This window comes from Sphingosinicella xenopeptidilytica, assembly GCF_042676985.1.
GTDB lineage: Bacteria > Pseudomonadota > Alphaproteobacteria > Sphingomonadales > Sphingomonadaceae > Sphingosinicella > Sphingosinicella xenopeptidilytica.
In genome coordinates this window covers 603,422-627,079 of record NZ_JBHTIK010000015.1, presented here as the reverse complement: position 1 = coordinate 627,079, position 23,658 = coordinate 603,422, and the positions used below count along the sequence as shown (strand labels likewise).

Genomic DNA, 23,658 nt, shown 5'->3' with positions numbered 1-23,658 from the left:
GTTCGCGACCCGTTAAGGAGTGCCGCATGACAGCTTCGTCCCGTACCGGCCGCGCGACCGGCCGTGCCCTCCTGCTTCTCGTTGCCGCCGGCCTCGCGCTGTCGGCCTGTGCCGGCAAGAAGGGGCCGAACGTCTCCGATCGCAGCTATATCGCGCGCGACGTGGAGACGCTCTACAACTTCGGCAAGGATACGCTGAACAAGGGGCGCTACAAGCAGGCGGCGCTGATCTTCGACGAGGTGGAGCGCCAGCACCCCTATTCGACATGGGCGCGCCGCGCCCAGCTGATGAGCGGTTTTTCCTATTATCTGGCGAAGGATTATCAGCAGGCGATCCTGTCTTCGCAGCGCTTCCTGTCGCTGCACCCCGGCAACAAGGACGCCGCCTACGCCTACTACCTGATCGCGATCAGCTATTACGAGCAGATCGCCAACGTGCAGCGCGACCAGAAGATCACCGATCAGGCGCTTTCCGCGCTGACCGAGGTGACGCGCCGTTTCCCCGATTCGCCCTACGCGTCCGATGCGCGGATGAAGATGGATCTTGCCCGCGATCACCTCGCCGGCAAGGAAATGGAAATCGGCCGCTTCTACCAGCAGCGCCGCCAGTTCATCGCAGCGGCTTCGCGCTTCCGGAACGTCGTCGACAAGTACGACGTAACGAGCCACACGCCGGAGGCGCTGCACCGGCTTGTGGAGGTCTATCTCGCGCTCGGCCTGCGGGACGAGGCCCGGAAGACGGCGGCGGCGCTCGGGTACAACTATCCCGGATCGAAGTGGTACGAGCGCAGCTTCGCGCTCGTCGAACGCTACACCACCGGCTGAGGCGGCTGGCGTGCTGGCCGCGCTGGAAATCCGCAACGTCGTCCTTATCGAACAGCTTTCGCTCGATTTCGGCGAAGGCCTCGGTGTGCTCACCGGTGAGACCGGCGCGGGCAAATCCATCCTGCTCGACAGTCTCGGCCTTGCGCTCGGCGCGCGCGGCGACACCGGACTGGTGCGCGCGGGGGCGGGGCAGGCGCAGGTGACGGCGGTGTTCAGCGTGGACGCAGACCACGAGGCGTTCGCGCTGCTTGGCGAACAGGGTATCGAAACCGAAGGGCAGGAGATCGTGCTGCGCCGCATCGTGCGGAGCGATGGCGGCAGCCGGGCATTCGTGAACGACCAGTCCGTGAGTGCGCAGCTTCTTCGCGACGTCGGCGGCACGCTCATTGAAATCCACGGCCAGCATGACGAGCGGGGACTCCTGAATCCCAAGGGGCACCGGGCGCTCCTCGATGCTTTCGCGGGCATCGATACGGGCGCTTGCGGTGAGGCCTACCGGGCGTGGCGAGATGCGGAAGCGGCGCTTGCGACGGCGCGGGAGACCGTGGAGCGCGACGAGCGCGACCGGGAGTTTCTGGAGCACGCCGTTGCGGAACTGCGTGCGCTGAGGCCCGAACCCGGCGAAGAGGAAATGCTCGCGGCGCGGCGCAGTGACATGCTGAAGGGCCAGAAGCTTGTCGAAGACCTGGACGCGATCAGCGGCGATCTCGACGGCAGCGACGGGGGCCTTGCACGCCTTCGCACTGCGGCGCGGCGGCTGGACCGGGTGGCTGGCGAGCATCCTCTGCTCGGCGAGATGCTCGCGGCGCTCGACCGGGCGCTTGTCGAGGCGGGAGAGGCGGAGGATCACCTTCGCGCCGTACGCGATGCGCTGTGGTTCGACCCTGCCGAGCTTGATGCTTCGGAAAGTCGTCTGTTCGAGCTGCGCGGCGTTGCGCGCAAGCACCGGGTGGAGCCGGACCGGCTCGCCGATCTTGCCGCCGAGTTCGAGGCGCGTGCTGTGGCGATCGCGGCGGGCGAGGCGGGGCTTGCTGGGCTGGAGCGGAAGGTTGCGGGCGCGCGGGAGGCGTTCGTCAAGGCAGCCGACACGCTCGGCGCGGCACGGCGTGCTGCTGCGGAGCGGCTCGATCGCGCGATGGCGGCGGAACTGCCGCCGCTGAAGCTGGAAGCCGCGAAGTTTCGCACGGTGGTGGAATCGCTGCCCGAGACGCAATGGTCGGAGGCAGGGACCGACCGCGCCGAATTCGAGATTTCGACGAACCCCGGCGCGCCGTTCGGGCCGCTGATGAAGATCGCCAGCGGCGGCGAGCTTTCGCGCTTCATGCTGGCACTGAAAGTGGCGCTTTCCGAAACGCGCGGGCAGGGCACCTTGATCTTTGACGAGATCGACAGAGGCGTCGGCGGCGCGACGGCGAGCGCGATCGGCGAGCGGCTGGCGCGGCTTGCCGAGGGCGCGCAGGTGCTGGTGGTGACGCACAGCCCGCAGGTCGCGGCGCGTGGGGCGCAACAGTTCCGCATCGAGAAGGCTTCGGACGGGAATGCGGCGCGTACCGCGGTCGTTTGGCTGGATGCCGAGGCGCGGCGTGAGGAGATCGCGCGGATGCTTTCGGGCGCCGAGATCACCGACGAGGCGCGGGCGCAGGCGGAGAGATTGCTGGCGTGAAGCGTATTGAAGACCTGACCGAGGCCGAAGCGGCGGCCGAACTCGAACATCTGGCGCAGGAAATCGCCCGGCACAGGCGTGCCTATTACGAGCACGACGACCCGGAGATCAGCGACGCCGAATTCGATGCGCTGGAAAAGCGCAACGAAGCCATCGAGGCTGCGTTTCCGCAACTCGTGCGTGCCGATAGCCCGTCGCGGAGCGTGGGCGCCGCGCCGGCGGGCGCGTTCGCGAAGGTGACGCACGCGAAGCCGATGCTGAGCCTCGACAATGCGTTCAGCGCCGAGGAGGTCGAGGATTTCGTTGGGCGCATCCGGCGTTATCTGCGGCTTGGCGCGGAGGAGCCCGTGGCGCTGACCGCCGAACCCAAGATCGATGGGCTTTCTTGCTCGCTGCGCTACGAGCGCGGCGTCTTCGTGCAGGCGGCGACGCGCGGCGACGGCAGCGTCGGCGAGGACGTGACCGCGAACGTCCGCACCATCGCCGACATTCCGCAGCGCCTGCCCATCGACACACCCGTGTTCGAGGTGCGCGGCGAGGTCTACATGTCGAAGGCCGATTTCCTTGCGCTGAATGCGGAGCAGGAGCGGGCGGGCGGCAAGATCTTCGCCAACCCCCGCAACGCGGCGGCGGGCTCGCTGCGGCAGAAGGATGCCACGATCACGGCGGCGCGGCCGCTGCGCTTTCTCGCGCACGGCTGGGGGGAGGTGACGGCGCTCCCCGCCGACACGCAGATGGCGGTGATGCAGGCGATTGCGGGCTGGGGCATCCCGGTCGATCCGCTGCTCGCGCTGGTGGACGGCGCGGAGGGTGCGCTCGATCACTACCGCCGGATCGAGCACGCGCGCGCCGATCTCGGCTACGATATCGACGGCGTCGTCTACAAGGTGAACCGGCTGGATTGGCAGGAACGGCTCGGCTTCGTTGCGCGCGCGCCGCGCTGGGGGCTGGCGCACAAATTCCCTGCCGAGCAGGCGGAGACCACGCTGGAAGCGATCGATATCCAGGTGGGGCGCACGGGCAAATTGACGCCGGTCGGCCGCCTTGTGCCGGTGGGCGTGGGCGGCGTGATCGTGTCCAACGTCACGCTGCACAACGCTGACGAGATCGGGCGGCTGGGTGCGCGGCCCGGCGATCGGGTGCGTATCCAGCGCGCGGGTGACGTGATCCCGCAGATCGTCGAGAACCTGACGCGGGATGAGGATCGTCTGCCGTTCGTGTTCCCCGATCACTGCCCCGAGTGCGGATCGGCGGCGGAGCGGGAGCCGGGCGAGGTGGATTATCGCTGCACGGGCGGGCTCATCTGCCCTGCGCAGCGTGTCGAACGCCTCCGGCACTTCGTGTCGCGGCGGGCGCTCGATATCGAGGGACTCGGTGAGAAGAGCATCGTCGAGCTGTTCGCCGACGGATTGCTGCAATCGCCTGCGGATATCTTCCGGCTGCACACGCACGCGGACGCGCTGAAAACGCGGGACGGGTGGGGCGAGCAGTCGGTCGCGAACCTCATTGCCGCGATCGACGCGCGTCGTGCGCCGCCGCTCGACCGGTTCCTGAATGCGCTCGGCATCCGGCATGTCGGCGAGGTGACGGCACGTGATCTGGCGCGGCGCTATGGGAGCTGGGCCGCGTTTCGCGAGATGATCGACCGGGCGCTCGCGCGGCGCGCGGAGCTTTCGCCTGTGGTCGGGGAGACGGAGGACAAGTTCCTCGCGCGCGAGGCCAAGGAACTTGCGGCGATCATCGAAACGCCGGGCGTCGGGCCGGAAGTGGCGCTCGCGCTCGTCGATTTCTTCGCGGAGCCGCACAATGCCGATGCGGTTGCCGACCTGCTGACGGAAGTTTCCCCCGCCGATGTCGTGTTCGAGACGCGGGAGTCGCGCGTCAGCGGCAAGACGGTGGTGTTCACCGGCACGCTCGAGGCCTTGTCGCGTGACGAAGCGAAGGCGCAGGCGCAGGCGCTCGGCGCCAAGGTCGCGGGATCGGTTTCCGCCAAGACCGATCTCGTCGTCGCCGGGCCGGGCGCGGGCTCCAAGCTCAAGAAGGCAGCCGACCTCGGTATCGAGGTGATCGACGAGGCGGCGTGGCTGGAGATCGTCCGGCAAAGCTGATGCCCTGCGGCACGTGCGCGCATCCCTGGGCCAGTCACATAGATGACGTTTTTTTATGGACATGGTAAAAACAGTCCGTAACCTGCTGGCGTTTCGGCAGAACCGGGGGTCTGTTGGACATGAGAAGCTTGGCTGTCGCCACGACGCATCTTGAGTCAGGTGCAGTCGATGTTACGGCGAACGACTTGTACGGCGAGGGCCGCTGGCCCGAGGTGTTCGCACGCCTGCGGCGCGACGATCCCGTGCATTTCTGCCCCACCAGCTTCTACGGGCCGTATTGGTCCGTCACGCGCCACGCCGATATTGCGCATGTCGAGGCGCTGCCGCAGCTCTTCTCGTCGTCGTGGACGCACGGCGGCATCACCATTCTGCACAACGATCCCGACATCCAGCTGCCGATGTTCATCGCGATGGATCGGCCCGAGCATACCGCGATGCGGCGCACTGTGTCGCCCGCGTTCAGCCCGAGTGCTCTCACCGACCATTCCGCCGCGATCCGCGCGCGCACGGCGGCGCTGCTCGACAGCCTGCCGGTGGGTGAGGCGTTCGATTGGGTGGACCGGGTTTCGACCGAACTCACCACGCAGATGCTGGCGACATTGTTCGATTTCCCGTGGGAGGACCGCCGCCTGCTCGCAACATGGGCAAACTGGGCGGGCGATTTCCGGGCTGCTGTGAGTCCGGCGCTGCGCCGCAAGCGGCAGCGCGTGCTGCAGCAGATGGTCGATTATTTCGGGCGACTGTGGGGCGAGCGGCGGAATGCTGGGCTGGCGCCCGACCTCTTGTCGCGGATGATCCATTCGGATGCGATGTCCAACCTTCGGCCGCAGGAATTCTGCGGCAATCTGATGCTGTTGGTGATCGGCGGCACCGATACGACGCGCAACTCGATGACCGGGCTCGTCGTCGCGCTCGACCAGTTTCCCGAAAACCGGGCGCTGCTGGATGCGGACCGTGGGCTTGTCGTCAACGCCGTGTCGGAGCTTATCCGCTGGCAGACGCCGCTGTCGCACATGCGGCGCACGGCGACGGAAGACACGGAGATCGGCGGCAAGATCATCCGCAAGGATGACAAGGTCGTGCTGTGGTACAACAGCGCAAACCGCGACGAGGCCGTGTTCACCGATGCCGACCGCTTCGACGTGACGCGCGCCAACGCGCGCCGCCATCTCGCCTTCGGCTTCGGCATCCATCGCTGCGTCGGCGCCCGGCTTGCCGAACTGCAGCTCTACATCCTTCTCGAAGAGATGCTGAACCGTGAAATGCGGGTAACGCCGCTGCACGCGCCGATGCGGATTCCGTCGCCCTTCGCGAACGGCTACCGCAAGCAGATGGTGACGATCACCCGATCCTAGCGTTTTGGAGCGCGTTACGGCGCGCATCCTTTCCGTCATTCTGCCGCTTGCGGGGGTGAGGAAGGGAGGCTTCGCCATGGCGACCAAAGTGGCGGCGGGGATCAGCGATCTCGCCGCGATCGATCCGGCGGACTACCGCTATTTCACCGAGCAGACATGGCCCGCACTGTTTGCGCGGCTGCGTGCCGAAGACCCGGTGCATTACTGCACCGAGGGCATGTTCGCGCCTTACTGGTCGGTGACGCGCTACAAGGACATCGTGCATGTCGAGGCGCTGCCGGACATTTATTCCTCGTCGTGGGAATATGGCGGTATCACCGTGCTTGACGCGCTCGACCAGGAACTGAAGTTCCCTATGTTCATCGCGATGGACCGGCCGCAGCATACCGCTGAGCGCCGCGTCGTAGCGCCGGCGTTCACGCCGAGCGAGATGCAGCGGCTCGCCGGGCCGATCCGCGCACGGACGGCGGCGCTGCTCGACGGTCTTCCGGTGGGCGAGACCTTCGATTGGGTCGACCGGGTTTCGATCGAGCTCACCACGCAAATGCTCGCCATCCTGTTCGACTTCCCGTGGGAGGATCGGCGGCTGCTCACCAAGTGGTCGGACTGGGCGGGCGACGTGCAGGCGGCGGCCGATCCGGCGATGCGCGAGGAACGCACGCGCATCCTCTACGAGATGGGTGCCTATTTCCACGGCCTGTGGCAGGCGCGCCTCAACGCGCCGCCTGCGCCAGACCTGCTTTCGATGATGATCCATTCGGAAGCGCTGTCGAAAATGGACGAGCAGGAGTTCATCGGCAATCTCGTGCTGCTGATCGTCGGCGGCAACGACACGACCCGGAATTCGATGACCGGGCTTGTCCGCACCATGCACGAGTTTCCCGGCGAGTGGGAAAAGCTGAAGGTTGACCGCAGCCTGATCCCCAATGCGGTTTCCGAGCTGATCCGCTGGCAGACGCCGCTCGCGCACATGCGGCGCACGGCGAAAGAGGACACCGAGCTTGGCGGCAAGATCATCCGCAAGGGCGACAAGGTGGTGATGTGGTACATCTCCGCCAACCGCGACACAGAGGTTTTCGAAGACCCGGACCGTGTGGATTTTGCCCGTGAGAATGCGCGGCGGCACCTGTCGTTCGGCTACGGCATCCACCGCTGTGTCGGTGCGCGTCTGGCCGAATTGCAGCTTTCGATCCTGATCGAGGAAATGCTCGCACGCGGTATGGATGTGGAGGCTGTTGCGCCGCCGGTCCGCGTGCCGTCGCCGTTCATCAACGGCTACAAGGAACAGATGGTTCGCATCACGAAGGGTTAACAGGTATTTAGCATGAGCTATGCACTGGATGCATAGTTGTTAGGATATTTCAACGGCTACTCAGTGATGCTGCACTGCATCATATGTCTCTCTGTCGCCACTAGGGGCGGCAATAGGAGGCTTACATGATCTACGCATATGCGAAGGCGGCCACGATGGCTTTCCCGCAGGATGGGCAGACGGTGCAGCCGACCAAGCTTCGTGAAGCGCGCAGCCTCGCTGGACTTTTCAGCGATCGCGGCCGCGACATGCAGCTGTTCCACGCTTGGCGCCCGTAACCACGGGCCTCAGGCTCTGAGGAGCCGCAAGGTCGGCCACTCGCCGATGACGGTTCTGGAGACCGGCGCGACACCGCAATTGCGGTACGCCGCTTCAACCGCTTCGGCCTGACCCGCGAGCAACCCGGCGAGGACTAACGTCCCGCCGGGCGCAAGCGCCGCCGCGATGGACGGCGCCATTTCAATGAGCGGTCCGGCGAGGATATTCGCCACGATAAGATCGAACGGACCGCGTGCGGCAAGCGCTGCATCTTCAAGCCCGTCGGCCACGTAGAGCGCGATCTCGCCCGCTTCTTCCCCGACATTCACACCATTGATCTCGACATTCTCGCGCGACACCTTGATCGCGACGGGATCGATGTCGCTTGCCGTGCCCTTTGCGTCCGGCCACATTTTCGCTGCGGCGAGCGCGAGGATCGCGGTGCCGGTGCCGAGATCGAGCACGTTTTTCGGCCCGAAATCGAGCGCATCGAGCGTCAGCAGGCAGCCCGTGGTCGTCGCGTGCTGGCCGGTGCCGAAGGCGAGACCCGCCTCGATCTGAAGGCCGATGCGGCCCGGCGGCAGTTTTTCCGCATCCGCCGCGGTGTGGACAAAGAAACGCCCGGCCTCGACCGGATCGAGCCCCGCCTGACTGAGCGTAACCCAGTCCTCATCATCCAGCTCGACGAGCGTGTACGCGCCCTTTGCGCTCGGCAGTAGCGCCGAGACGGTCTCGATCAGCGCCTGCGGCGGGTGCTCCTCAGTATAAACATCGAGCTGCCAGTCATCGGGCTTCGATTCATCGGGCTCGCTCGTCATCACGACGGGCGGCGGATCGAAGTCGGCAAGCTCGGGCACGTCTCCGGTAAAGAGGTCCGCCTCGGCGCGCTTGCAGGCGAAGGTGAGTTTCCATGTCGTCATAGCGTTGCGGAATAGGCCGCGCCGGAGCGGGTGGCAATGTTTCGACGAACGGCTCTTGGCAGCCGTGGGAGCTGCCGTCATGCTCCGCGCATAGTGCTCCTGACGAGGCTGAAATCATGAAACTTCGTACGCTTCTGCCACTTCTTCTCGTCGGCGTCGCCGCGTGCGACTCCGCGCCCAAAGCGCCCGCGAAGGCGGATTGGAAGGCCTTTTCCGACTCCTATATCGAGGCAACCTTCAAGGCCGATCCCTATTTCGCGGTCTATCAGGGGCGACACGAGTACGACGGTGTGCTTCCCGATTGGTCTAAGGCGGGAATCGATGCCGAGATCGCTCGGCTGAAGGCGGCGCTTGCCGATGCCGAGGCGATCGATCCCGCCGGGCTCGCCGATGCCGAGCGCTTCGAGCGCGATTATCTGATCGCGGTGACGCGCGGCAGCCTGTTCTGGCTGGAAACGGCGCGCTGGCCTTACCGCAATCCCGCCTTCTACACCGATGGCGGGCTCGATCCGAACGTCTATGTGGCGCGGCCCTATGCGGCGCCGGACGTGCGCCTGAAGGCGTTTGTGAAATACGCGAACGCGCTTCCCAAGGCGGCCGAGCAGATCAAGGCTAACCTCGCGGGCCCGATGCCGCGCACGTACATCGATTACGGCCTCGCGGCGTTCAACGGCTATGCCGATTATTTCGCCAAGGACGTGAAGATGGCCTTCGCGGAGGTGAAGGACGAAGCGCTTCAGAAGGAACTGGATACCGCGAGCAGCACGGGCGCGAAGGCGATGCGCGATCTTGCCGCGTTCATGGAAACCAAGCGTGCGGGCCAGACCGAGGACTTCGTACTGGGGCCGAAAACGTTCGCAGCGATGGTACGCGAAACCGAGGGCGTCGACATCAGCCTCGATGAACTCGAACGCATCGGCGAGGCGGACCTTAAGCGCAATCAGGCAGCGCTAAAATCGGCATGCGACAAGCTCGCGCCCGGCAAGCCTATCGCAGACTGCATGGCGGTCGTTTCGAACGACAAACCGGACGGACCGGTCGCGGAGGCGCGGCGGCAGCTTCCGGACCTGAAGGCGTTTCTGGTGAAGGCCGATCTCGTGACCATTCCGGGCACGGAGGAGGCGCTTGTCGAGGAATCGCCGCCGTTCAACCGGCAGAACAGCGCCTACATCGACATTCCGGGGCCGTATGAGAAAGGCCTGCCTTCGGTCTACTACATTTCGCCGCCCGATCCTTCCTGGCCGAAGGACGTGCAGGACGCCTTCGTGCCCGGCAAGCTCGACCTCCTGTTCACCTCGGTGCACGAGGTCTGGCCGGGGCATTTCCTCAATTTCCTGCACGCGAACCGCGCGAAATCGCAGTTCGGAAAGGTGTTCGTCGGCTATGCCTTCGCGGAAGGCTGGGCGCACTATACCGAGGAAATGATGTGGGAAGCGGGGCTCGGGAACGGCGACCCGGCCACGCATGTCGGCCAGCTTTCGAACGCGCTGCTGCGCGATTGCCGCTACCTCTCCGCGATCGGGATGCACGCGCGCGGCATGAGCGTTGAACAGTCCCGCCAGATGTTCCGCGACCAGTGCTATCAGGACGAAGGCAACGCCCGCCAGCAATCGGCGCGCGGCACCTATGATCCTGCCTACCTCAACTACACGATGGGCAAGCTGCTGATCCGCAAGCTCCGCGAGGACTGGACGGCTCCACGCGGCGGTCGCAAGGCGTGGAAGGCCTTCCACGACGAATTCCTCGGCTACGGTGGTCCCCCGATTCCGCTGGTGCGCAAGGCGATGATGAAGGAGGCCGAAGCGAAGGCGGTGTTTTGAGGGGTGGGCGCCTCTTAATCGTCGTTTTGTTAATAGACTGAACTCATGGATTGGGAGAAGTAGAAAGGGTGCGTATTGTCCGGTAGCCTCCTAATGCTGACAATTAGAAATTGGCATCTTGGGAAAGGTCCGATGGCCGAAATTCTTCGGTACGAACCAGAACAGGAGCCGCCTGATGAGGATATTGAGAATTTTGTTTTTGGTGCAAGGGGGAGATTGCGTATTCTTCCCTTCCAAACATCACGATACGTTCTTAGAGAAACACGTCAAACTTTGTCGTGGATAAAGGCTTACATCGCGTGTGAAATAGATGATCTAAAATCTGAATTTGTTTGTAAGGATAAGTCATTTTATATCGCTCTAATTGAAAATATTTTGACCGGCGATAGGTCCGTATCGTTTCGTTTAACGACGGATGGTGTCGCTGGATGCACTGAGTGGCGTGTATCAATTCGTCGCGTCTCTTTTGAGGGAAGCGATGAGTATTTTCTCTGCGCTGAGTATTAGTGGAGCACTGTTCTGCAATGGCTGCCAGCTTTGATAAGCGGCTTAGCCATTAACCTTGCCCCTGCACTTCGACAAAACTGTCGAGCACACGCTTCTCGCCCGCATGATCGAACGCGACTTCCAGCTTGTTGCCCTCGATGCCCTTGATCGTGCCGCCGCCGAACTTTTGGTGGAAGACGCGCATCCCTACGGAGAGGTCGCGGCGGGCGGCGGCGCCGACGGTGACTGAGACGGGCTTCGCTTCGATCTGCGTGCCAGTGCGCACCGGGCGGCCGTAGGTTTGAGCGCGTTGCCAGCCGGGGCCGTGGCCGCGCTGGGTGGCGCGGCTCACATCGGCGAAGGGATCGCGTTCGTCGAGCGCGGCGCGCCAGAGCGAGGCGCCGCCGGAGAGCGAGGTTTCGGCCTCGATATGCTCGCGCGGGAGTTCGCTGACGAAGCGTGAGGGGATGGACGAGGTCCACTGGCCGTAGACGCGGCGGTTCGCGGCGTGGAGGATCGTCGCTTCCTGCTTGGCGCGTGTGATGCCGACGTAGGCGAGGCGGCGTTCTTCCTCCAGGCTCTTGAGCCCGCCTTCGTCGAGCGAACGCTGCGAAGGGAACACGCCTTCCTCCCAGCCGACGAGGAAGACATGATCGAACTCGAGGCCCTTGGCGCCGTGCAGCGTCATGATCGTGACCTTGGGCTCGTCGCGCGCCTCCTCGTTGTCCATCACGAGGCTGACGTGTTCGAGGAACGCCTCCATCGATTCGAACTCCTCCATCGCGCGGGTGAGTTCGAGCAGGTTCTCGACACGTCCCTGCGCCTCGGTGGAGCGGTCGGCCTGCCACATGGCGAGATAACCCGATTCCTCGATGATGATGCGGGCCAGTTCCGGGTGAGGCATCTTATCGGATAGATGTCCGCGCCAGCGGCGGAAGTCTTCCGAAAGCTGGGCAAGCGCCTTGCGCGCAGCCGGGGGAATCTCGCTGGTGCCAGCGATGTCCGAGGCAGCGACGGAGAGAGGGATTCCGGCCGCGGCGGCGAACTGGTGCAGGCGCTGCAGGCTCTTGTCGCCGAGGCCGCGCTTGGGCGTGTTGACGATGCGTTCGAAGGCGAGGTCGTCAGCGGGCTGGCTGACGACGCGGAAGTAGGCGAGGGCGTCGCGGATTTCGAGCCGGGCGAAGAAGCGCGGCCCGCCGATGATGCGGAACGGGATGCCGACGCGCACGAAGCGCTCTTCGAACTCCAGCATCTGATACTGGGCGCGCACGAGGATCGCGATGTGGTCAGCGGAGACGCCCCGGCGCTGGAGGCTTTCGATCTCTTCGCCGACACGGCGGGCTTCTTCGGGGCCATCCCACACGCCGAGCACGCGGACCTTTTCACCGCTGTCCGCCTCGGTCCACAGCGTCTTGCCGAGCCGATCTGCGTTCTGCGCGATGAGGCCGCCCGCTGCACCGAGGATGTGGCCGGAGGAACGATAGTTCTGCTCGAGGCGGATCACCTTTGCGCCGGGAAAATCCTGCTCGAATCGCAGGATGTTGGCGACCTCCGCACCGCGCCATGAGTAGATCGACTGGTCGTCGTCGCCCACGCAGCAGATGTTCTTGTGCTTCTGCGCGAGTAGGCGCAGCCATAGGTATTGCGAGACGTTGGTGTCCTGATACTCGTCGACGAGGATGTAGCGGAAACGCGTCTGGTACTGCTCCAGCACATCGCGGTGCTTCGCGAAGATGGTGAGCATGTGGAGCAGCAGATCACCGAAATCGGTGGCGTTAAGCTCGACGAGCCGTGCCTGATAGGCGGCGTAGAGTGCGCCCGCCTTGCCGTCCGCGAAGGCCCACGTTTCGTCCTTGGGGAGCGATTCGGGTGTCCAGCCGCGGTTCTTCCACTTGTCGATGAGCCCGGCGAACTGGCGCGCGGGCCAGCGCTTCTCGTCGAGATCGGCGGCGGTGATGATCTGCTTCAGCAGGCGAATCTGGTCGTCCGTATCGAGGATCGAGAAGTTGGACTTGAGGCCGACGAGCTCGGCGTGGCGGCGCAGCATCTTCGCGGCGACGGCATGGAAGGTGCCGAGCCAGCCCAGCCCCTCCGACACATCGCCAATCACGCTGTGCATCCGCTCGCGCATCTCGCGCGCTGCCTTGTTGGTGAAGGTGACCGCGAGGATTTCGGATGGCCACGCGCGCTGCGTGTAGATGATGTGGGCGAGCCGCGCGGTGAGCGCGCGTGTTTTCCCTGTTCCAGCGCCCGCCAGCATCAGCACGGGGCCTTCCGTCGTCAGCACAGCGTCGCGCTGCGGCGCGTTCAGGCCGCTGAGATAGGGCGGTTCATCGCGGGTCGAGGTGGGAACAGATACACTCATCATTCGCTGTGATAATCTCTATGGTGCTGTCTTGGCCAGCGTGAAGAACATTTTGTGAACGGAAGCGCAATGCGGAAGACGTGGATTGGTTTCGGTGCAGTGGCGGGAACGGCGGCGGTCGTTGCGATCGTGCCCTATTTCATCGACTGGAACTGGTTCAAGCCGCAGCTCGTAACGGCCGTGGAAGAGGCGACGGGCTATGACGTGGAGGTGGCCGGCGACATCGGCTTTTCGTTGCTGCCGAGCCCGCGGCTTTCAGCCGAGGGGCTGACCGTTACCGGTTTCGGGCCGAGCCGTGAGCCGCTGGTGAAGGCGGAAAAGCTCTCCGCCGCCGTCGCGTTCCTGCCGCTGCTCTCGAAGCGGGCGGAGGTGAAGTATATCGCGCTCGAAACGCCGGTGGTGCGGATCATCAGCTATGCCGACGGCACCAGCAACTGGTCCGATCCGGCGAAGGCGGAGTCGGACTCGTCTGGCGGAGAACTCTCGATCGAGGATTTCCGTATCGAGAAGGGTACGTTCATCATGCAGTCGCCGGAGGGCGAGCCGACGCGGGTGGACGATATCGACATGAACGTCGCCATCGCAAGCGCGGCAGGGCCGTACACGGTGGAAGGTTCGCTGCGCTACGGCGCGATGCCGGTGACGCTGAAGGCGGACTACGAGCAGGGCGGCCTCAAGCTCGATGCGACGCTCGCAAAGGCCGGGACGATCGCCTTCGTGGGCCGAATCGGTGAGGCGGAGGGCGATGCCGCGACGCCGGTTTCGGGCAGGCTCACCGTCAGTGGCGAAAAGCTCGGCGACTTGCTTGCCGCATTCAGCGGTGAAGAGGCGTCCAAGGCGCTCGCCTACGCCAAGCCCTTCCAGCTCAAGGCCTCGATCGAGGGCACGGCGGACCAGCTTCGGATCGCCGATGTCAGCGGAACGGTGGCGGGATCGAAATTCGGCGGGGCGTTCGACGTGGAGCGTGGCGCGCGGACCGCAATCAGTGGCCGGCTGATCATCGATGCGCTGAACGCGGCGGACTGGATATCGGGCGAAAAGAAGGACGAAAACAAGGAGCCGTTCGAGCTTCCCGAGACGATCGATGCCGATGTGCTCGTGCGCGTGAACGATGCGCGTTACGACACGATGCAGCTTGGCGCGGTGAATGCGCCGGTGAAGCTCGCGAACCGTGTGGTGACGCTCGGCGATACAAGGCTCGCGCTCGCGGGTGGGGGCAGCGCTGTTTTGCGCGGTATCTTTGATGCAGCGGATGGCGATCCGCGCTTCCGGGGCCGCTTCGGCACAAGCCTGCCGCGCCCGGCGCAGACGCTCGCGGCGTTCGGGACGGACGGCTACACGTCGCTGCCGCCCGCGACGCTCGGCGGCACGATCGAATACCGCGACGATGCCGTGACGCTCGGCGACCTGCGCGGAACGCTGGATGGCAAATCGGTCGCCGGCAAGGTTCACTACCCGCTGGGAGAAACGCTGCCGATCGACGTGACGCTCGGCCTGCAAGGGCTGAACTGGGATCGCGTGGTTTCCAAGCCATCGACGAGCGCCAAAGCGGGCGATGCTTTCGCGCGCACGGTCAACTTCGATGTGCGGCTCGGCGAACTGCTGATGGGCGGCAGCCGCTATGGCGGCATCACCGCGAAGGGCAGCTACGCGGCCGACAAGGTGACGCTGGCGCAGGCGGTGGTACAGGAGGCGCTCGGCTTCGGGATCACGGCGAAGGGCAGCATTGACAAGCTCTCGGTCGACCGCCGCGCCGACCTTGCGCTCGGGCTTGCGGGTGAGGGCGTGAAGGGCGCCATCACGGTGAAGGGGCCGATGTCGAAGCTCGATGTCGGCGGCGCGGTCACCTATGCGGGCGCGGAAATCGGCCTCAACGGCTGGGTGCGGACGGAGCCGGACGTTGCCTATCAGCTTGCGGCTTCGGCGAAGGCGCCGGAAGCGGGCGTGGTGCTCGCACGGCTTCAGGACGAGCCGCGCGGGGCGAAGCTCGGGCCTCTCGATCTCGGGATGCAGATCGCAGGCGCGGGCGACGTTGCGAAGATCACCGGAATCGCAGGCAAGATCGGCGGCATGACGCTTTCGGGCGACGCGTCCGTCAATACGGGCGGTTCGGTGCCGGTGGTGAACGCCGTGCTGAAAGCGGGCGTCGTGCCCGTGCTCGCGCTGATGGGCGACGACGGCACGGGCGCGGCCGAGGCGGCAAGCGGGAAGGGCGCGCGCTGGTCTTCGGAGCCGCTGTCGTTCGACTGGATCCGGAATTTCGATGGCCGCATTGCATTCACGGCAGAGCGGGCGAACTACGATGCCTATGTGCTCGAGAAGCCTTCGCTCGCGCTCGTCAGCAAGGGCGGGACGCTGAATATCGAAGGCTTGAAGGGTGGCCTCTATGGTGGCGCCTTCACAGCCTCCGGTACGCTCACATCGGGCGACGCGCAGGGCATGGCGCTGAAGGTCGCGCTGAGCGGTGTGCCGGTGGAGCCGTTCCTGAAGGCCGCGATGGCGAGCGCACCTGCGACCGGCACGTTCGACATGACCGCGAGTGTCACCGCGCGCGGCCGTTCGCAGAAAGCGCTGATGTCCTCGCTCGCCGGGCCTGTGCGCTTGGCCGCGACGAACGGCGTGATCCGCAAGGTGAACCTGAAAGCGCTCGACGAGGAACTGAACGATCTGCGTTCGCTCGACAGTTTCGCGCGCTTTGCGGGCACGGCGCTGAAAGGCGGCGAGACGCAGTACCGCACGCTCGCCATCGACGCGACCGGCAAGGGCGGTCGCTTCAATATCGACACGGTGACGAGCGACATGGACGGCGGCAGCGTCACCGCGAAGGGCTATGTCGACATGGGCGCGTGGTATGCGGACAGCGTCGCCACGATCCGCCTCGGCAGCCACAAGGATGCGCCAGCGATTCCCGCCACCATCAAGGGGCCGTTGCCGGTGCCTGAGGTGAAATACTCGCTCGGGCCGCTGCAAACGTGGTTCGGCAAGCGTATCGCGCTCGTTGGCATCAAGGCGGCGGTGGGCGGCGACAAACTCGATCTCGGCACGCTTATCGGCGGCAAGAAACAGCAGGCGCCGGCCATTGCGGAAGGCGAGGCGCCCGCCGAAGCTGCGCCGCAGAAGAGCGTGGAGGATGAACTCGGCACTGCGCTCGGCAAGGGCCTCGGCAAATTGTTCGGGAAGAAGAAGCCGGCCGAGGAGCAGTAGGACGGTTAAAGCGGCCGGAGCAAATGGAGGCAGGCCTTGCCGACGTTTCGCACCGCATTCACGGCATAGCCTTCCGGTGCCAGGGTTTCATCGCGGCTGGTTTCCACGCTGATCCATGCGCCGGGGGCGAGCCAGCCGCCCTGTCGTAATGCCGCCAGTGCCCGTTCGGCGAGACCCTTGCCGTAGGGTGGGTCAAGGAGCACGAGGTCGTGCGGCGCAACGGCTGTGCCGGGCGCATCCGCGCTTCGCGCCAGCACGTCGGTGTGATCGGCGGCGCCGAGCTTGGTGATATTGGTCTTGAGCGCGGCGAGCGCGGCGCGGTCTGTCTCGATGAACGTCGCGTGCGCCGCCCCGCGCGACAGGGCTTCAAGCCCGAGCGCGCCGGTGCCCGCGAACAGATCGGCGACGCGCAGGCCCTCGAACGTGCCGAGGCGACTCGTCAGCATCGAAAACAAGGTTTCGCGTACCCGGTCTGCCGTGGGGCGTGTTTCGGCGCCCGCGGGCGCGACGAGCGGGCGGCCGCGCCATGCGCCGGCAATGATCCTCATTTGCCGGGAAGGCGGCTCCGGAACCGCGAAACGATATCGTCGGGCACCTGATCAACGCCGCGTACCGGAAGCTCGCCCAGTTCGAACGGGCCGTAGCCGACGCGGATCAGCCGCGCGACCTTGAGGCCGAGATGCTCCAGCACCTTGCGGACCTCGCGATTCTTGCCTTCGGTGATCGTGATCACGAGCCACGCATAGGCGCCCGACTTGTGCTCGATATCGGCATTGATCGATCCGTAGCGCACGCCTTCGATGGTGACACCTTCCGCAAGCGCTTCGAGCGAGCGGGCATTCACGCTGCCGAACACGCGCACGCGATAACGGCGTATCAGCGCGTTCGCGGGCAGCTCCATCGCGCGTTTTAGCTCACCGTCGTTGGTGAGCATCAGCAGGCCTTCGGTGTTCATGTCGAGGCGGCCGATGGTGACGAGACGGGGCAAATCCTTGGGCAGCAGGTCGTAAATCGTGGCGCGGCCCTTGGGATCGCGCGCGGTCGTCAGGCAGCCGGTCGGCTTGTGGAAGAAATAGAGGCGTGTCGCGCTCGCAGCGGCGACGGGGTTTCCGTCCAACGTGACCTCGGCGAGCGAGGTGAGGTTGAGCGCGGGCGAAGTGAGCACCGTGCCCGCCACCGAAACGCGCCCTTCCGCAATCATCCGTTCGATATCGCGGCGCGAGCCCACGCCTGCGCGCGCGAGCAGCTTGGCAATGCGCTGCGGCGCACCCGGACGATGCGCGGCCGGCGCTGCAGAGCTTTCGGAGCGACGCGTAGGGCGCTCATCCGTGCGCCGCGAGGGTCGCCCATCCGTGCGGCGGGAAGGCCGGTCATCGGCCTCGAAACGGCGGCCTGGGCGCGGCCCACGCTCGCCGGGCTTTCCCGTCCGTTCATTAGCGCTGCGTTCCATGGGCGTGCGTTCCATGGGCGTGCGTTCACGGACGGGCCGTCCGGTACCGCGCTCGCCAGCGCGTTCCGCAGCGCGCGGACCATCGGAAACGCGGTCGTGGTCCGCCGGGCGGCGCGGACGCTGGGGTTTGCCGTCCGATGGCGGGCGGGCGGGGCCACCGGCTTTCGATGGACGGCGCGGCGGACCGGAGCGGCGAGGGGGTTTCGTCATGCCGATCACCTGAACCCGCAGCGAACAATTGGCAAGCCCGCCGCTTTCCGCTAGTGGCATCCCGCCCGGGCCCCTGTGGCGGAATTGGTAGACGCGCTCGACTCAAAATCGAGTTTCGCAAGAAGTGTCGGTTCGAGTCCGACCGGGGGCACCAGAGACCGTCCGTGGACGTCCATTTTCGTCCGCCAAGTGACTGGTTTTCCTGTATTATTTTTGCTATAGTGTCCGCACGTAATCGGGCAAATTCGCCCGATACCACGACGATACCATGGTATTTTTCGTGGTATCGAGTTGCCCTCCTGAAGGAGGTACCATGCGACTCTCGGCGCTGGCGATCCGCAACGCGAAACCGCGTGACACACCCTACAAGCTCGGCGACGGGCACGGTCTTTATTTGCTCGTAAAGCCGAGCGGCACCCGGCTCTGGCGCATGAACTACGCCTATATGGGGCGGCAGAAGACACTCTCCTTTGGTGAGTGGCCGTTGCTCAGCCTCGCCGAAGCGCGCGTGAAGCGCGACGAGGCTCGTCGCACCCTCGCGGCTGGCCTCGACCCATCCGAGGAGCGGAAGCTGGAGCAGATGCGCGCGGAGCTTGCTGCCAGCAACACGTTTCGGGCGATTGCCGAAGAATGGTACCTCAAGAACGAACGCGACGGCCTTTCAAGCCTCACGCTGGCGAAAATCCGTTGGCTCCTCGACAAGGCGTACGCGACGCTCGCCAACCGCCCGATCACCGAAATCGGCGCGCAGGAGGTGCTCATGGTCCTGCGGCGCATTGAGGCGGCCAAACATTACGAGAGCGCTAAACGGATGCGCAGCATCATCAGCCGCGTGTTCCGCTACGCCATCGCCACGGCCAGAGCCGACCGGGATGTTGCCGTGGACCTGCGCGGCGCGTTGGTGACACCCAAGGTCAAACACCTCGCCGCCATTACCGATCCGGCCGAGGCGGGCGGACTGATGCGGGCCATTGCCGGATATAACGGTCACACCATCACAAAAATCGCGTTGGAAATGTCCGCGCACGTGTTTGTGCGTCCGGGCGAGCTACGTCAGGCCGAGTGGCCGGAATTCGACTTCGACAGGGCGTTATGGGTGCTCCCGGCCGAAAAGATGAAGATGCGCCGGCCGCACCGGGTGCCGCTTTCGCGACAGGTGCTTGCACTTCTTGACCAACTGAAGCCGCTTACCGGACATGGCCGGTATGTGTTTCCGTCGTTTTACACGCCACGCCGCCCGATGTCGGAGAACACCGTCAACACGGCGCTGAGGCGTCTTGGCTACGCCCAGGACGATATGACGGCGCATGGGTTCCGGGCAATGGCGGCAACACTGCTCAACGAAATGAGCATCTGGAACGCCGACGCCATAGAGCGCCAGCTGGCCCACATGGAGAACAACGGCGTCCGCCGCGCTTACACGCGCGGGGAATACTGGGAGGAGCGCGTGCGCATGATGCAGCATTGGTCGGACTATCTCGACCAGCTCCGCGACGGCGCGAAGATCATCAGGGCGAAGTTCGGGGCGGGGTAAACCCAGGCTGCGCCGGTCAAGCAGCTTTCGGATTGTCTTTCCGGGATAGTTACCATTCCCAGCGAAAGCTCAGTCCGGCGCTTGCCGCTGAGATAACCATCGTTCAGCAGCTCGAGTTGGCTCACCGGGTGCTGCCGCTATTTGTCCTGGGCCGCGTGGACAAATTCGTATGGCAGGACACGACGACATATCGGTCAATGGAGAAATGTGCTCTACTGTCGGAATGCGTCGCCCGGTCAATCGCACCCTCATTCTTGCTTTTTTGGCGGCGCTGCCAATTCTAAGCGGCTGCGATCGGCCAGTTTCCGACCCGGCGATTCTGGCAGGGATTAGAGCAGAAGCTCTCTCGCTGACGGTCGCAGAAAATCGCGCTGAACAATCAATCTCCGCGCAGAAATACCCGGCTACTATCGCCAGCCTGCACCCTCAACTTGTGACTGTTCACACTTGGGGTGTCGACATTACGACGAGAACGGGCTTCGATGGAGGTTGGGGCTACCATATCCCACGCGAGAAGCGGGACTTGCCCTTTCCCGCAAAATGTTATGTCGAAGCTGGTCAAAATGTGTTCTGGCATGGCCCATGCTGATGTCCGTTTCCTACGACTTTTCAACCATTCCAGCACGCCATGAATTTGTCCACGCCGCCTAGCGAAGTGGAAATCGATGGGAGGGCCTAGAGGAGTGCGTCCCTCCCGTGTCGGCTCAAAGTAGCCATTCAGAATGAACAGGGGCGAAAACCTATCCTTTTCGCCTCGGGTACTTATAATGTGTGCTATGAACTCTTGATCGGGCTACCCCCACGTATAGCTTGGAGGAATGGCAGCGCGGGATGTGTCGTTACGAACTTATTGCGGTGATAACCTCACCAACTCGGCAGAGATCGCGTGTCTCCATGGGCTCGAGCGCGACTTGAAGGCAGCCGGCGTCGACGCCGTCTTACTCGCCAATGTCATTCTCGGGCCGAACCGGCGGCAGATCGACCTGATCGTCGCGACCGCCGCCACGGCGATCGTTGTCGAGATCAAGGCTTACATTCATCCGGTCCATGGAGGCGTGAACGGTCCCTGGTGTCTCGAACAGGACGACGGCAGCCGGCGAGATCTCGACGGTTCCAACCCCTATCAACAAGCCTTGGAGAATCGCTTCACCGTGACCGACTGCCTTCGCAATGTGGAGGGGGTGGACGTCCGCGATGCGGTAGGGGGCATGCTTTGCCTCTACCCCGCTGCTCCAAACGGGTCGGCGATACCCACGGGTGATTTCAAGGCCGCCATCGGGGGATATGCGGATCTGGTCGCGCTTCTCCAAACCCCAAGAAATAATCCGCTGCCCTTGGAGCGCTGGCGCGCCTTTGCCGAGGCGCAGGGGCTGAAAGACGCTCGCGCTAGTCCACCTTCTGACGCAGACCGGCTCATCGCCCAATATCTGGCGGCCCATGCCGACCTTTCTCGAGCTACGCTTGATCCCTATGTGGACCCCCTATTCGATAGCGAAGACAGTACCGAAAGTTTAACCGCGCGGATCTTGAACGGCGAGCAGATGCAGATTGTTGGTCCCTCGGGAAGCGGAAAGACCAGTTTCCTCAAGCAGCTTGCCAGCGCCTGTGCTGCACACGGCAATATTTCTATTTTCATTCGCAGCCGGGACTTCCATCGCGATCTCGGCCCGCTACTGCGAACGGATGTGGCACGCTACACCCGCGAGAAAGTGCCGGCCCTGTTTCGCGCAGCCGCCAGCATCGGCGCCGAGATCATCATTCATGTCGACGCCATCAACGAATGTCCGGCGGACCGGCGCGCAGACCTGATCGCGGCATTACAAGCGGCGCGCATCAACTATGGTGCCCGCATCGTGCTTTCCGGTCAGGAGATAATCGCGCTCCCGGCGAGCCTTGCGGGTGGCACTGTCCAACTCCCGCAACCCGAGCGAGACCAAGCCCAACGCATTGTCGAAGCGCACCTCGGCCGCGTACTGACCGCGTCGGAAACGCCAGCGCTCGAGGTCGTCGCAACCGCGCACGACGCCGCCATTCTGGCATCGACGCTTGGCGGGACGCATGCTCTTGATGGCCGCTTTTCGCTCTATCACGCATTCACGCGGGCTCGGCTGAAGGCGGCAGGGATAGCGCAGGCCAATGGAGGGCTTGCTAATCTTGCGACCGCGATGCGGACCGGGTTCGTCGCGGCCATGCCGATAGCCGCAGCTGAGCGCGTCATCGATCCGCAGGACGTGACCACGCTCGAAAAAGCGCACGCCGCTGGCCTGCTCTGGCGCGAGGCCGGCCGGGTCGGCTTTCGCCACGATCTGATCGGCGACTTTTTCGCGGCCGACGCGATCCTGCGCCGTGCGGATACGCCCGGTGCGCTCCGTTCATCGGCGCGCCAGCCGATGAACGCCGAACTGCGCGAATTCCTGCTGGGCGGCTGCGCGACGACTGCGGAAATCGAAGCTCTACTGTTGGACGCTCCGGATTCCCGGCTGCTCGAAAGTGCGCTGTCCGGTCGCGCAGGCGCGAAGGCAAAGAGCTATGTGATCAGCCGGCTACGCGACCTGATCGCGCAGCTCAGACAACGCTATGGTGACATCGACCTCGCGCTTCCCGAAGGCGTGACAAATGCCCGCGAACTATCCTCACTTGTCCCTAGCCTCGCGGATGCCGGCGAAGATGCCCCGCTCGACAGTCTATACCTCACGCTGATCCCCTCCGCTGTGAGCGAGGGACTGCTACCAGACCTGCTCGAGCTCTTTGCGCAAGTGGACGAGAGGCTTCTCGCCGAGGCCGATCGTCTGAGGGAGTTACATCCGAATGTTCGCCTCGCGTGGCGCGCCGCAGCCTACAGCACCGTTTACGGAATGCACCACACCGCCGGAGGCCCGCGGCACCTGCAAAATCTCATCCATGCGATTCCGAACAGCTGGGCGCAGCGTGAAGAGCGAAACACACAGCTGAGGCTCGCAGCCCACCTCGATGAATTCGAGACATTTGGCGTGGGGCAGCTCTTCCTGCTGGTCGCGATGTTGCGTTGTACCCTCGGTGAACCGATGCCGACGCGTTTTCCCGAACTGCTGCGTCACGTCTGGCGCACGCAGGTCTATCATCTTCGCCTGATGATCTGCGACATCATCCGGTTCCGCGGAAGCGAGCTGACCAATGCCGATCGGCAGGCGGTCCGAGAAGAACTCGACAGCTTTCTCTCCGACAATCCGTTCATGAACAGCACCGTGCTGGATGCGCTGGAAGGTGTTGGCGGCCTGGAGCATGATTTCTCGGTCGACGCGGCGGTGCAGGAATATGAGGACATGCTCGACCTGCCGGAGTCGCCGGAAGCCTGTGGGCTGGCAATCAGTGCAGTGACGCGCACCTATGACCATCCCTATGCCGACATCTACTGGGAAGCGTTCTACGATGTGCTTTCAGTGGAGAAGCGACAGGCCCTGCTGCTGCGCGGCTTGCGCGAGCGCCCTGGCGATCCGTGGTTCATCAACGATATTTTGCGGGCACTGCGCCGCGATCCCACACCCGAGGCGGAGCCTGAGCTGCAACGTCTGGCACTTGGACCCCTTCTCGAAGGACACTCGCATCAATTCGCAATCGTCGCTTATGCTGAGGCGATCGGGCTTTTAGCGACAATGGACCTGCCGCTCGATCCGCCCCAACCGGCACCGCCCGATATGACAATGCGCGCATGGTTTGCTGCAGCACCGCTTATTCACGTCCTCAACGGCGGCAATGGAACACCATCGACCGATGCGCTCGTCGCGTGCGGCGCCGCGAACGCCTTCGATGTCGTCCAGCGCCTGAGACGGGAAGCGCGCAATGTCGGATTTGGTGGTCATCCCGACATCGCGTTCGAAAGGCTTTGGCCTGACATGGTCCACCAGCTTGCTCGAGTGGTGTTGGCCCCGCACTATACCGCCGCATCCGCCTTTGCCCGCTTCCAGTTTGGTCGATCGCTGGAGGAAGATCATGTCGATGCCGCTCTTCAATTGATGGCGACTGTCGGCCGCCCGACCGACCTCAGACTGGTGGAAGACTGGCTCGACCATCCGCGGCATGGCGAGCAAGCACTGGCGACAGCACGATCGCTCGAGGCCGAGCGTGCCAGTGGGTCCGCGGCGACTTAGCAGCAAACAACAATTCTGGCAG

Annotated in this window: 16 protein-coding genes and 1 tRNA gene; 13 read left to right on the top strand and 4 right to left on the bottom strand. The window is 64.3% G+C overall.

What is annotated here, in order from left to right:
- The first annotated feature begins 26 nt into the window (after positions 1-26).
- From ACFQ00_RS19660 to ACFQ00_RS19635, 6 genes are all read left to right on the top strand, one after another.
- Positions 27-824 carry an outer membrane protein assembly factor BamD gene (locus tag ACFQ00_RS19660; protein ID WP_374593672.1) on the top strand — a complete coding sequence of 266 codons (798 nt, stop codon included), beginning with the start codon at positions 27-29 and terminating at the stop codon, positions 822-824.
- A gap of 10 nt (positions 825-834) precedes the next feature.
- Positions 835-2,487: a DNA repair protein RecN gene (gene recN, locus ACFQ00_RS19655; protein ID WP_381495048.1), complete on the top strand. Its 1,653-nt coding sequence runs from the start codon at positions 835-837 to the stop codon at positions 2,485-2,487.
- The gene (gene ligA, locus ACFQ00_RS19650) at positions 2,484-4,595 is read left to right on the top strand and encodes an NAD-dependent DNA ligase LigA (RefSeq protein WP_381495045.1); all 2,112 of its coding nucleotides are present in this window, start codon (positions 2,484-2,486) and stop codon (positions 4,593-4,595) included. The genes recN and ligA overlap by 4 nt, the downstream gene beginning before the upstream one ends.
- Positions 4,596-4,714: 119 nt before the next feature.
- Positions 4,715-5,950, top strand: coding sequence for a cytochrome P450 (locus ACFQ00_RS19645; RefSeq protein WP_381495042.1), 1,236 nt, complete (start codon positions 4,715-4,717; stop codon positions 5,948-5,950).
- Between the two features lie 76 nt (positions 5,951-6,026).
- Positions 6,027-7,262, top strand: coding sequence for a cytochrome P450 (locus tag ACFQ00_RS19640; RefSeq protein ID WP_381495039.1), 1,236 nt, complete (start codon positions 6,027-6,029; stop codon positions 7,260-7,262).
- Between the two features lie 125 nt (positions 7,263-7,387).
- The gene (locus ACFQ00_RS19635; protein WP_381495037.1) at positions 7,388-7,540 is read left to right on the top strand and encodes a hypothetical protein; all 153 of its coding nucleotides are present in this window, start codon (positions 7,388-7,390) and stop codon (positions 7,538-7,540) included.
- Between the two features lie 9 nt (positions 7,541-7,549).
- On the opposite strand, the gene ACFQ00_RS19630 is transcribed toward ACFQ00_RS19635, so the two are convergent.
- Entirely contained in the window at positions 7,550-8,521 is a 972-nt protein-coding gene (locus ACFQ00_RS19630) for a 50S ribosomal protein L11 methyltransferase (protein WP_381495034.1), read from the bottom strand.
- Positions 8,522-8,556: 35 nt separating this feature from the next.
- Between ACFQ00_RS19630 and ACFQ00_RS19625 the strand changes: the two genes are divergently transcribed.
- Positions 8,557-10,260, top strand: coding sequence for a DUF885 domain-containing protein (locus tag ACFQ00_RS19625; RefSeq protein ID WP_381495030.1), 1,704 nt, complete (start codon positions 8,557-8,559; stop codon positions 10,258-10,260).
- Positions 10,261-10,392: 132 nt separating this feature from the next.
- Complete coding sequence (locus ACFQ00_RS19620) at positions 10,393-10,767, top strand: hypothetical protein (protein WP_381495026.1); 375 nt, start codon at positions 10,393-10,395, stop codon at positions 10,765-10,767.
- 49 nt (positions 10,768-10,816) lie between these two features.
- Here ACFQ00_RS19620 and ACFQ00_RS19615 read toward each other — a convergent pair whose 3' ends face one another.
- The gene (locus ACFQ00_RS19615) at positions 10,817-13,111 is read right to left on the bottom strand and encodes an ATP-dependent helicase (protein WP_381495304.1); all 2,295 of its coding nucleotides are present in this window, start codon (positions 13,109-13,111) and stop codon (positions 10,817-10,819) included.
- A 54-nt stretch (positions 13,112-13,165) separates the two neighbouring features.
- On the opposite strand from ACFQ00_RS19615, the gene ACFQ00_RS19610 reads away from it, so the two are divergent.
- Positions 13,166-16,315, top strand: coding sequence for an AsmA family protein (locus tag ACFQ00_RS19610; RefSeq protein WP_381495023.1), 3,150 nt, complete (start codon positions 13,166-13,168; stop codon positions 16,313-16,315).
- 5 nt (positions 16,316-16,320) lie between these two features.
- On the opposite strand, the gene rsmD is transcribed toward ACFQ00_RS19610, so the two are convergent.
- Positions 16,321-16,863 carry a 16S rRNA (guanine(966)-N(2))-methyltransferase RsmD gene (rsmD, locus tag ACFQ00_RS19605; RefSeq protein WP_381495020.1) on the bottom strand — a complete coding sequence of 181 codons (543 nt, stop codon included), beginning with the start codon at positions 16,861-16,863 and terminating at the stop codon, positions 16,321-16,323.
- A complete protein-coding gene (locus tag ACFQ00_RS19600; RefSeq protein ID WP_381495017.1) occupies positions 16,860-17,975 on the bottom strand; it encodes a pseudouridine synthase in 1,116 nt (371 codons plus the stop codon). Before ACFQ00_RS19600 ends, rsmD begins: the two co-directional genes overlap by 4 nt.
- Positions 17,976-18,044: 69 nt before the next feature.
- Here ACFQ00_RS19600 and ACFQ00_RS19595 point away from each other — a divergent pair.
- From ACFQ00_RS19595 to ACFQ00_RS19580, 4 genes are all read left to right on the top strand, one after another.
- A tRNA-Leu gene (locus ACFQ00_RS19595) sits at positions 18,045-18,129 on the top strand.
- Positions 18,130-18,288: 159 nt separating this feature from the next.
- Positions 18,289-19,509 (top strand): tyrosine-type recombinase/integrase, encoded by a 1,221-nt coding sequence (locus tag ACFQ00_RS19590; RefSeq protein WP_381495014.1) that lies wholly within the window; start codon positions 18,289-18,291, stop codon positions 19,507-19,509.
- Between the two features lie 169 nt (positions 19,510-19,678).
- Positions 19,679-20,098 carry a hypothetical protein gene (locus ACFQ00_RS19585; RefSeq protein ID WP_381495011.1) on the top strand — a complete coding sequence of 140 codons (420 nt, stop codon included), beginning with the start codon at positions 19,679-19,681 and terminating at the stop codon, positions 20,096-20,098.
- A gap of 229 nt (positions 20,099-20,327) precedes the next feature.
- Entirely contained in the window at positions 20,328-23,636 is a 3,309-nt protein-coding gene (locus tag ACFQ00_RS19580) for an NERD domain-containing protein (RefSeq protein WP_381495009.1), read from the top strand.
- Positions 23,637-23,658 lie beyond the last annotated feature (22 nt).